Annotated in this window: 9 protein-coding genes; 1 reads left to right on the top strand and 8 read right to left on the bottom strand. The window is 62.0% G+C overall.

The genetic code is table 11. The annotated features are described in order from the left end of the window. The first annotated feature begins 250 nt into the window (after positions 1–250). The gene (locus tag IMX17_RS19610; RefSeq protein ID WP_182265471.1) at positions 251–1,933 is read left to right on the top strand and encodes a PglL family O-oligosaccharyltransferase; all 1,683 of its coding nucleotides are present in this window, start codon (positions 251–253) and stop codon (positions 1,931–1,933) included. Positions 1,934–1,993: 60 nt separating this feature from the next. Here the strand turns inward: IMX17_RS19610 and IMX17_RS19615 are convergent, their stop codons facing one another. From IMX17_RS19615 to mreC, 8 genes are all read right to left on the bottom strand, one after another. Next, positions 1,994–2,758: a CDP-diacylglycerol diphosphatase gene (locus IMX17_RS19615; RefSeq protein WP_182265492.1), complete on the bottom strand. Its 765-nt coding sequence runs from the start codon at positions 2,756–2,758 to the stop codon at positions 1,994–1,996. A 151-nt stretch (positions 2,759–2,909) separates the two neighbouring features. Further along, positions 2,910–4,355 (bottom strand): metalloprotease TldD, encoded by a 1,446-nt coding sequence (gene tldD, locus IMX17_RS19620; protein WP_046897224.1) that lies wholly within the window; start codon positions 4,353–4,355, stop codon positions 2,910–2,912. Between the two features lie 7 nt (positions 4,356–4,362). Next, on the bottom strand, positions 4,363–5,223 hold the full coding sequence (gene nit1, locus IMX17_RS19625; protein WP_046897223.1) for a deaminated glutathione amidase: 861 nt from the start codon (positions 5,221–5,223) through the stop codon (positions 4,363–4,365). Then, positions 5,220–9,020 carry an AsmA2 domain-containing protein YhdP gene (yhdP, locus tag IMX17_RS19630; RefSeq protein WP_193550139.1) on the bottom strand — a complete coding sequence of 1,267 codons (3,801 nt, stop codon included), beginning with the start codon at positions 9,018–9,020 and terminating at the stop codon, positions 5,220–5,222. Before yhdP ends, nit1 begins: the two co-directional genes overlap by 4 nt. Positions 9,021–9,108: 88 nt before the next feature. Beyond that, positions 9,109–10,578, bottom strand: a complete 1,470-nt coding sequence (gene rng / locus IMX17_RS19635) for a ribonuclease G (RefSeq protein ID WP_019453170.1) — start codon at positions 10,576–10,578, stop codon at positions 9,109–9,111. 38 nt (positions 10,579–10,616) lie between these two features. Beyond that, positions 10,617–11,201 carry a nucleoside triphosphate pyrophosphatase gene (locus tag IMX17_RS19640; protein WP_046897221.1) on the bottom strand — a complete coding sequence of 195 codons (585 nt, stop codon included), beginning with the start codon at positions 11,199–11,201 and terminating at the stop codon, positions 10,617–10,619. A gap of 10 nt (positions 11,202–11,211) precedes the next feature. Further along, positions 11,212–11,700, bottom strand: a complete 489-nt coding sequence (gene mreD, locus IMX17_RS19645; protein WP_004936918.1) for a rod shape-determining protein MreD — start codon at positions 11,698–11,700, stop codon at positions 11,212–11,214. Beyond that, on the bottom strand, positions 11,697–12,710 hold the full coding sequence (mreC, locus tag IMX17_RS19650) for a rod shape-determining protein MreC (protein WP_193550140.1): 1,014 nt from the start codon (positions 12,708–12,710) through the stop codon (positions 11,697–11,699). The genes mreD and mreC overlap by 4 nt, the downstream gene beginning before the upstream one ends. Between the last annotated feature and the right edge of the window lie 25 nt (positions 12,711–12,735).

A 12,735-nucleotide genomic window follows, 5' to 3' on the forward strand; every position in this document is an offset into this window, starting at 1 on the left:
GGCGCGTCTGTTTTTGCAAACAACAAAAATGCCTTTGCGGGTGAAAAATACGGCTTAATTTTTCTTTGGGCACACAGCCTCGCGCATTCTCAGGGCAAACATTATTTATCGCTTCACCATAAAGACGGTTTAAATTTCCCGTGAGACATTTTCGATTTCAACATTACACGCATTTCAATACCAGGATAAAGGATAGGGAATAATCAAAACATGCATTTAATAAACGCTCTCAGACCTTGGCAGGTTAACCATGGCCGATAAATCTCCCGCTAACGCAGCAACCATCGCCGTGCTGCCCCTGCTGCTGATCTGGATGGCTGCGGTCCTGCCGGTCTATCACCCCAACATGGGCGGCGGCGGCCTGGCGCTGCCGCAAAATATTCTGGCCTGGAGCGTCATGGCACTGACCACGCTGATCGTGACGTTTACCGTTTGCCTGGGTCGCATCCGCCTTTCGCTCACGCCCACCGCGCGCCTGTTACTGCTCGGCATCGCCGTGCTGGCGCTGCCGTTGCTGTATACCCGCCCCGAATGGCGCGAAGACGCCCTGTGGCGCTGCGCCGGTTTGCTCGGCGGTTGGTTGTTCTATGTCGCCTGCCTGCAGCTGCGCGTCACCGCCCGGCAGCGCGAGCTGCTGCTGTTCGGCCTGTTGTTTGCCGTCGGCATTCAGGCGTTGTTGGCGGCTTTACAGCTGTTCGCCCCCGCGCTGGCCTGGGTATCCCCTAACGGCAGCAGGGTCTACGGCGTCTTTCAGCAGCCGAACGTGCTGGGCAGCTTTATCGCCACCGGGCTGGCTTTGGCGCTCTGGCTGCTGCTGGCTCCCCTCTCTGCGCCGACGCGGCGGCGGCAAATCCCGCTGCTCGCGCTGCTGGCCGCTTTCTCCACCCTGCTGGTGCTGATCCAGTCGCGCGCCGCCTGGTTGGGGGCCGCATTGGCGGCGACGCTGCTGCTGTGGCGTTTTGCCCGCCAACGCCCGGCCGCAAGCCGCTGGGCAGGCGGCGCGCTGCTGCTGGGCGCCGCGATCGGCCTGACGGTGCTGTTCACCAGTTTTGGTCTAGAGACAAGTAGCGTCTTGCTCGACCGCGAATTCTCCAACAGCGCGCGCCTGACCATGCTGCACGACGTCGGCGCCATGATCCTGGCCAAGCCGCTGCTGGGCTGGGGCTACGGCGGCTTTGAATACAGCTTCGCGCACTTCCGCCTGCAGACAATGCCCTGGCGCGAAGTGCTGGAAGTCGCCGGGCATCCGCACAATGAAATCCTGCTGTGGTGGGTCGAGGGCGGCCTGACGGCGCTGGCGGGTATCGCTATCGTCCTTGCCGCCGGCGTACGGCTGCTGAAAAGCGCCTGGCAACGGGATCGAGAACAGCCGAACGGTGCGCGCGTCGGCTTGTTCCTGGTGCTGCTGCCGATGCTGATACACACTCAGCTGGAATACCCTTTCTATCTGTCTGCGCCGCACTGGCTGGCGTTTCTGCTGCTGCTGGCGCTGCTGGACGGCCAAACCGGCGAGCCCCGCCCGCTGCCGTTCGCCAAAGCCCTGAGCCTGCCGGTGGCGCTTGCGGCGCTCGGCGTGCTGGTGATGGCGGCCTTCGCCTGGCAAGGGCGCATGGCGCTCACTCAGTCGGAGCGCACTATGCTGGCCAACATCGACAGCATCGAGCAGATGCCGCCGCCGGCCGCCTGGATCTACCGGGAGCGCAAAACCTTCGACGAGCAATCTCACGCTCTGCTGGTCTATAACCAAACGCGCGATGATGCCCTGTTGACCGGCTATCGGCAGTGGGCCAATGCCTATCTGCAGCGCCGCATCGACGCCAACGTCTACGCCACGCTGATCATGATCTTGCGCTATCAGGGGGATCAGGCACAAGCCGATGCTCGCCTGCGGGAGGCCGCTTTTCTGTTTGCGCGGGATGCGCGGTTCAGGTAGGGACAACGAGGTGAGAGCGATGCCTCGCCGCTCTCACCTGCGTCATTTTATGTAGCAAAATTAACGCGGCAAAATCGCGCACTCTTTATCCAGCAGCGATTCTACCGAAGCGCGGTTGCCGACATCCCAGCCGCGCTTCGAGGCCAGCAAAATAAACCCCCGTTGGCCGCCAAACGTGGTGGGCACTAACGCCACACCATATTCCGCCATCTGCGGCGGCGACAGATGGAAATAATCCGCCAGATCCTTAATCGGGTAAACGCCCATCGCAGTTGGCTGCATCACGCGGCGCGCGTAGTAGGTGTGGCGCAACAGCTTATCCGGCAAGGGCCGCCATTGTTCCTGTATGTAGGGGCGTTCCGCCTGCAATTGACGCCGCACGTCCTCACGCAGACAGGTCAGGTGAATATGCAATTGGTTTTGGCTGCGGCCGTAAGCGGAGTTGATCGCCATGCCCAACATATCATCCGGCACCGGCCCGCCATATTCGGCGGCCAGCCGGTAACGCATCAGCCAGGCATAGCCAAAATAGTCCGTCCGTTCCCCGGCCAGCAGCTGCGGGCTTTCGATGCCGGAGAGCGGCGCCGTCGGAACCAGAATAAAATGATAGGGGTAACGCGGGTTTTGCAGCACGCTGAAGCCCAGGGCCTTCCCCTGCGGCATATAAATCTGCTCACAGGGTGCCGGATCGCGCTTTTGCTGATAATTGGCCATGCAAAGCTTATCGACCACGCCCCACAGCGCATCGGAGCGGGCGCAGCCCGTCAGGGACAGGACGCCCAGCGCCAGCAGCCAACGCCGGGCGGGCATAGCCAGACGCGTCATCATCGTATTGCTCTGTTTTTTCGCCACGTCAATTTTATTCCATTATATCGTGCAGGCTACGGCGTCCTGCCGAGCTTAGCGTTACGAATGCGAGAAAGGCCGCAAAATGGAGCATGATTGAGGGGCCAACGCGTGGCCCCTGGAGGAAAAATTACGCCGTGCCGCCGACGGTGAGCGTGTCCAGTTTCAGCGTCGGTTGGCCGACGCCCACCGGCACGCTCTGGCCTTCTTTGCCGCACACGCCCACGCCTTTATCGAGCGCCAGATCGTTGCCGACCATCGAGATCTGCTGCATCGCCTCGATGCCGGAGCCGATCAGCGTCGCCCCCTTCACCGGTTTAGTGATGCGGCCCTTCTCGATCAGATAGGCTTCGGTGGTGGAAAACACGAACTTGCCGGAGGTGATATCCACTTGGCCGCCGCCAAAGTTCGGCGCGTACAGGCCGTACTCAACGCTGGCGATGATCTCTTCCGGCGTCGATTTACCCGCCAGCATGTAGGTATTGGTCATGCGCGGCATCGGCAGATGCGCGTAAGACTCGCGGCGGCCGTTGCCGGTCGGCGCGACGCCCATCAGTCGCGCGTTGAGCTTGTCCTGCATGTAGCCTTTCAACACGCCGTTTTCGATCAGCACGTTGTACTGGCCCGGCACGCCTTCGTCGTCGATCGCCAGCGAGCCGCGGCGCCCTTGCAGAGTGCCGTCATCCACCACGGTGCACAGCTCAGACGCCACCCGCTCGCCCATATGGCCGCTGAATACCGAGGTGCCGCGTCGGTTGAAGTCGCCTTCCAGGCCGTGGCCCACCGCCTCATGCAGCAGCACGCCCGGCCAGCCGGCGCCCAACACTACCGGCATATTGCCGGCCGGCGCCGCCACCGCGCCAAGATTGACCAGCGCCATGCGCACCGCTTCTTTGGCGTAGGTATCGACGCGCACGTCGCCGTCGACGGTTTCCAGGAAATAGTCGTAACCGAAACGGCCGCCGCCGCCGCTGGAGCCGCGCTCACGCTTGCCGTCCTGCTCCACCAGCACGCTGACGGAGAGGCGCACCAGCGGGCGAACGTCCGCCGCCAGCGTGCCGTCGGTGGCGGCCACCAACACCTGCTCGTAAACGCCGGTGATGCTGGCGTTCACTTCCTGCACCCGCGCATCGGCGGCGCGCGCCACCTTGTCGACGCGGTGCAACAGGGCGATTTTCTCTTCGCGCGGCAGGCTTTGCAGCGGATCGAGCAGCGGGTACAGCGCTCGATAACCGATCTCACCCAGGGTATGCGCCCGCCCGTCGCCCTGCTCGCGCACGATGCTGCGCGCCGCCTGGGCGCTCTGCTGCAGCGCATTCAGGGTGATCTGATCGGCATAGGCGAAGCCGGTCTTCTCACCGCTGACGGCGCGCACGCCGACGCCCTGGTCGATATTGTAAGAGCCATCCTTGATGATGCCGTCCTCGATCACCCAGGCTTCGTGATAGCTGGACTGAAAATAGAGATCGGCGTAGTCGATACGGCGTTCTGCCAGTTGACCCAGTACCGAGTACAGGTCTTGATGACTCAGCTTGTTGGTAGCGAGTAACTGCTCACTGACAAACGTCAGACTCATAATGGTTTCACTCTTGATTGGAGGATAACTTGTCAGACGGCGCCGTCAGCGACGTCTGGAATCGGTTGTGCTGCAGCACCGGCATCTGCGCACGAATATTTTTCAGGCTTGCGGCGTCCACACGCACCTTCAGTGCCGCCACGGCGTCCGGGTTCTCGGCCAGTACCTTGCCCCAGCCGTCGACGGCTAGCGTGTGGCCCCAGGTGCGACGGGTCGGCCCGTGGCGCCCCACCTGCGCCGGCGCCAGGATCATGCACTGGTTCTCGATCGCTCGGGCGCGCAGCAGGATTTCCCAATGCGCCTCGCCGGTTACCCGCGTAAAGGCCGCCGGCACCGAAATCAGTTCGGCGCCCTGTGCCCGCAGCGCCTGGAACAGCGCGGGGAAGCGCAGATCGTAGCATATGGTCATGCCCAAACGCCCGACCGGCGTATCCACCACCGTCAGGTGCTGCCCGTGCTGGTAGGTATCCGACTCGCGGTAATGGCCGTGCGCATCGTTGATGTCCACATCGAACATGTGCAGCTTATCGTAGCGGGCGCGGATCTCGCCCTGCTCGTCGAACAACAGGCTGCTGGTGGTGATAAGCGCCGGGTTCTCACGGCTGACGAGTGGCATCGAGCCCACCAGCAACCACACGCCATAGCGGCGCGCCAGTTCGCGCACCGCATTCTGCAGCGGGCCATCGCCCTGTTTTTCCGCCTGTTGGCGGTAGGCTGCGGAGTTGGCGAACAGCAGCGCGTTCTCCGGCGTCATGACCAGTTTTACCCCGGCATTGAGCTGCTTAATCTGCTGTTCAATCTGGGCCAGGTTATCGCGCACCTGATCGCCACTGCACAACTGCAACAACGCAACGTTAGCATTCCTCATGACGCCTTATCCTCCTTTGACTTACGCTGTACCTCATTGATCTTCGGCTGGTCGAGATCGCCGCCGATATGGTAGCGAATCAGCGAAATCTTGCTCCACAGCGGCCCCAGCACCTGCGAGGCGGCGAACACCGCCGCGCCGACGATCGGGTTAACGACAAACGCCGTGGCCACGCCGACGGTCGCTGAAATCGCCGGCGCCACCACCGCTTCCATATCGATGCGGCGGCGCGCCAAATCGATCTGGCCGCTCATAGCAATATCCGCCGCCAAGCCATCGATCAATAGATTATCAGTATGCATTATGCCATCTTTCAGCCAGGCGGTACTGCGGATGGAATCAAAGTAGAAACCTTTGCCGAAGGTATCGCTGAAGTCGAACTGCAGCTTACGCAGCAAGGCGTCGAAGCTGACCAGCCGCAGCAGCTGACCGGCGCGGCCGCCGCCCATGCTGTCGATCTCGCCCTTGCCCATTTTGACCTGCAACGCGCCGCTCAGCGTATCGACCCGCGGCTGCCACGGCGTGCCATGCCAGTACAGATCGAAATCCACGTCGTAAGGCGCCCCTTTGAGCGGAATGGTGATGCCGAAGAAGGCGGCGGTTTCATCAATCTTGCCGCCGAGCAGCTTGCCTTTCAGCGAGCTGCGCTCTTCCTGCGCGTTTTGTTTCCACAGGCCGGTGGCGGTCATGCGCCCTTGGCCAGTATCGACCAGGCCGTGATCCAGCGTCAGAGTATCGCCCCGATTAGTCAGATCCGCCTCGACCTTGCCGAGGTTCTGCCCCAGCACCCAGCACGACTTGCAGCGCAACATCAGCGAAGGCCAGTCGCGGAAGCTGATTTTCTCCGGCGGCGGCGGCGTGCCCGCCGCGCTTTTAGTCTCTGCGAACTGCGGGTTGTAATACAGGTAGTTGATATCGGCGCGCCACGGCCCGCGATCGGCCACCCGCAGGCTGCCGTCCACTTCGTCGCTCTTGGCGCTCACGAGGGTAGCGCCAAGCTGTTTCTCGGCCGACAGCGTCAGCTTGTGCCAGGCCTGGCCGCCCAACAGCAGCTGCGGCGTGGTCAGCGCCACGGTGGTGGGGAAGCTGAAACCGCCCACCTGGCCGCTGCCGCCGCCCTGTTTCAGCGCCGGCGCGAGCAGCGCCAGCCACTGCTCACCGTCCAGCGCCGGCAGATTCAGCGTCATCGACTTGCCGGCCGGCAGCGGCGGCGTGCCGCCCCCGTTGGTTTGCCAGGCAGCGCGCGCCAGATTCACCTGTTTTTTATCGAAGTTCCATTCGCTGTTGAAACGGTTCTGTTTGCCCGCGCTGCCGGTCAACATGAAGCCGTTCAGGCCGCCTTTGACCTTGACGTTCACCGGCAGCGCCTCTCCCGGCGCCTTGTCCAACGGCGAAGGTAAGTGACTGCTCACTTTCTTCAAATCCGCGTCGAGACCGATATCGTAGCTGGCCGAACCTTGGTGCGGCAGCGTGATGGCCACCTGGCTCTGCCAGGGCGCGCTGCCGTTGAGCGCATCGGCGGCCTCTTTCGGCAGGCCGGGGAACTTGCCCGGCTGCCAGTCTCCTTTCAGACCCACGTTGACCTTGTAGTCACGCTCGCCTTCCTGCGTAGTGAAGTTGACCGCCACCGGTTGCCCGAACCAGTTGGCCGACAGGGTGTCGCTCTCCAGATTGCCGTTGTTGAAACGGAATTTGCCGCTGAGCTTCTGCAGCTCGCTTTCCAGCGGTTTTATCAGCAACGAATTATTGTTCAGCGCCACTTCACCGGTGGCTTTGACCTGCTCGCCGTCCAGCGGGATATCCAGATGTAAGCGCCCACTGACATCGCCGCCGATCTGCAGCTGCTCCAGCGCCGCCCCCAGCGAATCGTGCAACGGCGTCTGCATAAAGTAGTCATGCACATCGCTGCCCGCGCCGGCCACGTCGGCGTCAATCAGCAGCCGCTCTTTCAGGTAATCCGGGATCACCGCACTGATATTTTTGCCCGCCACCTTACCCAGCCGGGTTTGCGGCGCATGCATCCACAGCCCCTCGTTGGCGAAATCGAGATTGATCGCCAAATCGGTCAGCGCAGGCCAGCCCGGTTGGAACTGGAAGGTGGCATGGCGCAGCGGTACGAAGACTTCGAACTGTCCTTCGTTTTTGCGATACGGGAAGTGCTGCGGATCGCCGGCATAAATCAGCGTGGCGTTATCCACCTGGCCGCCCTGAATGGCGCCGCTCAGGTAGTCCACCAGATGCTTGCCCATCAGCGGTTCAGGGAAATACCGCCAGGCGTCGGCGCCGTCATACAGGCGGATACCCGCCAGGATGTTCAGCCACGGCTCGCCCTTGGCCGGCTGCTGATAGCGGAAATCGCCGTTGACCCACAGTGACTTCGCCTTGACGTCCAGCCCCTGGCTCGCCAGTTCCCAACCTTGATCGTTATAACGCCAGGTCAGCGCGCCGCGCGCGCGGCTGACTTCAAGCGGCGCGCGGAACATGTCGCCGTAAGGCAGGGTGCTGTCGGTGAGCCCCAGCGTCAGGCGGCCGTTCTCCACCCCGCCGCTCAACGCCCCGGAGAAGTGGTTAACGCCCGGCAGCAGTTCCCAACGCTGCCAGCTGACATCGCGCCACAGCGCCTGGAAACGGCTCTTTTCCGGCTGCTTGAGCGGGATGTCCAGCGCCAGCGCTTCCAATTGCCCCTGCGGCTGCAGATCGTTCCAGCGGTCGAGCACGTCCGGGCTGAGGAAGGAGAAGGTCGGCAGCAGCGCCGACAGACGCTCCAGCTGAATATCAGTCGCGCGCACACGCAGTTCTTCATTCTGCGCCGGCCCCATGAATTCGTTGTTTTCCGGCAGCCACAGCGCGGAAAACCCGCCCTGCGGCCAGGCCTGGCCGTCGGTGCTCAACCGCAGTTGCGGCACGTCGAGTTGCCAGCCGGTGCCCTGGCGGCGCAGCGACAGCGCCAGATTATCCACGTCCAGCCGGTGCTGCGCGGCGCCGGTGTCCCAGTTGGCCGCCCCCTGCTTGAGCAACGCATTGCCGCCGGCGATCTGGCCGTTCTGCACCTGCAGCCAGGCCGCCAGGCTGAAGTCGGCGCTTTCCAGCCCGGTGTTGGCGCGCAGCCAGCGGGTAAACCAGGGTTTCATGTCGATGTTATCGGCCTGCAGGTAGACCGTGCCGGTATCCAGCAGGCCCTGATTATCGCGCAGGTCCATGCGCAGCTGCACCACGCCGTGTTGGCCGTTCAGCGTAGACAGACTGATCTGCCCCTCGGCGCGGTGACGATCGCGGCCGTTGAGCCAGGTCAGCTGGGGAATGTCAAATTCGGCGCGCGCGCCGGCGGGCGTCAGGAATGAAATACGACTGTCGCGCAGATCGAAATGATCGAGCTGGCGCAGCATCAAATCGCTGATTTTGCCCGGCTCAAGGCCTTCGCCCTGCTGGTCGCCGCCCAGCGTGGCGTTCAAATCGAGGCGGAATTGGTAGAAGGTCAGATCGCGGAACTGCCAGCGCCAGTGCAGCAGCGACTGCCACACGTCCAGCGCCAGCGTCACGCGCTCGATATGCACATCGCTTTTGGGCAGCGTAGCGCTCAGGTTGCGCATTTCAAGCTGCGGGCCGAACGTTTCCCAGCTGCCCTGCACGAAATCCATTCGCACAGGCACGCCGGACAGCTTCTCCACCTGCGCCAGCAGTTGGGGGCGGTAGTCGTTCAGCTTCGGCAGCATCAGGCGCAGCCCGCTGATCAGCAGCGCCACAATCACAATTAGGGTGGCGCCTGTTGCTAACAGAATCCCAGGCAGTCGCCTCACGCAGTTCTCCTTGCTCCGCTGCCTGGCAACGGGAATATCTATGCACTGACGGGCCCGGCGTGCCGGGCCCCTACCGATGTCGGGCGGGCTACATCATGACGACGTCGAACTGCTCCTGGCTGTACAACGGTTCGATCTGCACTTTCACCTGTTTGCCGACGAAGATCTCCACTTCGGCCAGCGCGTGCGACTCTTCGCTCTTCAGCGCTTCGCCGACCGCCGCGGAAGCGTACACCAGGAAGCGATCGGAATCGTAGGCGTGATGCACGCGCACAATTTCGCGCAGGATCTCGTAGCACACGGTTTCCACCGTTTTCACGGTGCCGCGCCCATTGCAAGTAGGACAATCGTGACAGAGCACATGTTCAATGCTTTCACGCGTTCGTTTACGCGTCATTTCAACTAAGCCTAGCTGAGAGAAGCCGTTGATCGTGGTTTTTACCCGATCTTTACTCAACGCCTGCTCCAGCGAGTGCAGCACCCGGCGGCGATGCTCTTCGTTGTTCATATCGATGAAGTCGATAATGATGATGCCGCCCAGGTTGCGCAGCCGCAGCTGGCGGGCAATGGCCTGCGTCGCCTCGATGTTGGTATTGAAGATGGTTTCATCGAGGTTGCGGTGGCCGACGAAGGCGCCGGTGTTGATGTCGACGGTGGTCATCGCCTCGGTCTGATCGATGATCAGATAGCCGCCGGACTTCAGCTCTACCTTGCGCTCCAGCGCGCGCTGGATCTCGTTTTCCACATCGTACAGATCGAAAATTGGTTGGCTGCCGGTGTACAGCTCCAGCTTGCGGGTGATGTCCGGGATATACTCGCCGGTAAACTCCACCAGCAGATCGTGCGTCAACCGCGAATCGACGCGGATGCGATCCAGCGCCGCGCCGGCGAAGTCACGCAGGATGCGCTGCGCCAGCGCCAGCTCGCCGTACAGCTTGTATTTGGTCTGGTTGCGCTTCTTGCGCTCCATCACCTTGGTCCACAGGCGTTTGAGGAACGCCGCGTCCTGCGCCAGCTCCTCCTCGCCGATGCCTTCCGCCGCGGTGCGGATGATAAAACCGCCCAGCTCGTCGCAGTGCGGCGCAACGATGGACTTCAGGCGTTCGCGCTCGGCTTCGCTTTCAATGCGCTGCGATACGCCGACGTGCGCCGCGCCCGGCATGAAGACCAGATAGCGCGAAGGCAGCGTAATGTCGGTGGTCAGACGCGCGCCCTTGGTGCCGAGCGGATCTTTCACCACCTGCACCATCAGGTCTTGCCCCTGGCGCACCAGCTCGGCGATATCGCGCACGTGGAAGTTTTTCCGCTCGTCGCCGGCGACGCATTCGGTATGCGGCATGATGTCGGAGGCGTGCAGGAAGGCGGCCTTGTCCAGGCCGATGTCGACGAACGCCGCCTGCATCCCCGGCAGGACGCGGCTGACGCGCCCTTTATAGATATTGCCGACGATGCCGCGTTTGGATTCGCGTTCGATATGAATCTCTTGCAGAATGCCGCCATCGATATAGGCGACCCGCGTTTCAGACGGTGTGATATTAACCAGTAGCTCAGCTGTCATGCCTTCTCCTCAGAGCCGGTCGATAATGGCAGCGCCCATCAACCGGTTCTTACATCACGTAATGCGACAAAATTACTGAGCAGCTCATGTGTTTCGACCAGTGGCAGACCGACCACCGCGTGATAACTCCCGGTTATCGTTCTGACGAAACAACCACCCTTTCCTTGAATGCCGTAGGCGCCCGCTTTATCCATCGGTTCGCCCGTAGCAATATAGTCGCGGATATCCTGTTGCGACAGGCTGCGGAACGTCACTTCGGTCACCACCAGCTGGCAACGCACGTCTTGGCGATCGGCGATCGCCACCGCCGTCATCACCTGATGCTGTTTGCCCGACAGGGCCGCCAGCATCTGTGCCGCATGAGCTTCGTCGCGCGGCTTCTCCAGCACCCGACCGTTGAGCACCACGATGGTGTCGGCGCCCAGCACCGGCCGATCTTCCTGCGCCAGCGCCACGCCCGCTTTGGCCTTGTCCTGCGCCAGGCGGCGCACATAGGCTTCCGCGGCTTCGCCTTCCCGGCGCTGCTCTTCGGTATGCGTCAACAGAATGTCGAACGATACGCCCAGCAGGGTCAGCAGTTCACGTCGACGTGGGGAGCCGGAGGCCAGATAAAGCGAAGTCATTGAGATACCCTTACTGTACGGCGAACTGACGGCGGATTTTGCGCATCAACAGGAATAACCACGGCCACAAAATGCCGTTTACCACACTACTCCAGAACACCTCTGGGCGGAAAGAGACGTTGATCACTAAAAACTCAGCCCAGAACACCACCACGTCCATCGACAGCGACAGCAGCACGACGATCAGCGCCTGTTGCCACAGCGCCATATTGCGGAACAGTTGGAATTTGAACGCCACCAGGTAGGCGATGATGCCCAGCGCCAGCGCACGCACGCCCAGCGTGGAGCCAAGGATCAGATCCATGATCAACCCCAGCACGAAACCGGTGCCGACGTTGACGCGGTGCGGCAAGGCCATCACCCAGTAGATGAGGATCAGCACCAGCCACGAAGGCCGGAACATGTAGATCTGTTCCGGCCACGGCATGATTTGCAGCACCAACGCCACCAGGAACGACAGCCAGATGATCCAGCGCCCGTGGCTGCGGTAACTGTTCATTGCACCACTCCCGCCGCGGCAGGCTGGACAGACGCCGGAGCGACGGTTTGCGGCGCCACGCCGGTGGCCGGCGCCGGTAGCTGCGGTCCGACCGAACCGGCAGGCGGCAGCACCTGCGGCATCATCTGCATCAGGCGTTCATTGGCCACGCGGTGCACTTCGTCCGGCGGCAACGGCATGTCGCCGTTGCGATCGGCGCCCCACAGCAGCAGCAGGTAGCGCAAGCGCTGCAGACCGGCGGTCGGCCGCGCCTGAATCACGGTGTAAGCGCGTTGATTGTCGACCTTGACCGAAGAGACGACCGCCACCGGATACCCTTCCGGGAAACGGCCGCCGAGGCCGGAGGTCACCAGCACGTCGCCAACGCGGATATCGGTATTGTTCGGCAGGTGTTCCAACTGCAGATCGTCGGCGCAGCCGCTGCCTGCGGCGATCACCCGAATATCGTTGCGCAGCACCTGAATCGGCAACGCGTGCGAGGCATCGCAGATCAGCAGCACGCGGCTGGTCACCTTCGCCACTGCCACGACCTGGCCAACTACGCCCTTGTCGCTGATCACCGGCTGGCCTTCATAGACGCCGTTGTCCGACCCTTTGTCGATAACGACCTGATCGCTGTACGGATCGGAACCGGTGGAGATCACCTGGGTGACCATCTTGTGTTCGTCCTGGCGCAGCGGGGAACCCAGCAGCTCGCGCAAGCGGGCGTTTTCCTGCTTGAATTGGCCAAGAAGAAGAATATCGCTGTTTTTCAGCAGCAGTTCCTGCCGCAGAGCGCGGTTTTCCAGCTCCAGCTGTTGGCGGGTGGCCAGCGTTTCTGACACGCTGTCCAAAACTTTACGCGGCCCGTTGGCCAGAAAATAGAAAGGGCTGACTGCGGTGTCCATGTAGTTACGTATCTTCACGAACGTGCCGAGCCGGCTGTCGGCAACGATCAGGCCAATGGCCGCGATCACCGCCAAAAAAAGTCGCAGTTGCAGGGAAGGCCCCCTGCTAAAAATCGGCTTCATAAATTATGCGAGTTCCTCGACAACA

This window comes from Serratia sp. X3, assembly GCF_014982455.1.
GTDB lineage: Bacteria > Pseudomonadota > Gammaproteobacteria > Enterobacterales > Enterobacteriaceae > Serratia > Serratia ureilytica.

Excerpts from the sequence above, each read along its gene's own strand:
- tldD (WP_046897224.1), bottom strand. The coding sequence starts at position 4,355 with ATGAGTCTGACGTTTGTCAGTGAGCAGTTACTCGCTACCAACAAGCTG.
- IMX17_RS19640 (WP_046897221.1), bottom strand. The coding sequence starts at position 11,201 with ATGACTTCGCTTTATCTGGCCTCCGGCTCCCCACGTCGACGTGAACTG.
- mreC (WP_193550140.1), bottom strand. The coding sequence starts at position 12,710 with ATGAAGCCGATTTTTAGCAGGGGGCCTTCCCTGCAACTGCGACTTTTT.
- IMX17_RS19615 (WP_182265492.1), bottom strand. The coding sequence starts at position 2,758 with ATGACGCGTCTGGCTATGCCCGCCCGGCGTTGGCTGCTGGCGCTGGGC.
- rng (WP_019453170.1), bottom strand. The coding sequence starts at position 10,578 with ATGACAGCTGAGCTACTGGTTAATATCACACCGTCTGAAACGCGGGTC.
- IMX17_RS19610 (WP_182265471.1), top strand. The coding sequence starts at position 251 with ATGGCCGATAAATCTCCCGCTAACGCAGCAACCATCGCCGTGCTGCCC.
- nit1 (WP_046897223.1), bottom strand. The coding sequence starts at position 5,223 with ATGAGGAATGCTAACGTTGCGTTGTTGCAGTTGTGCAGTGGCGATCAG.
- mreD (WP_004936918.1), bottom strand. The coding sequence starts at position 11,700 with ATGAACAGTTACCGCAGCCACGGGCGCTGGATCATCTGGCTGTCGTTC.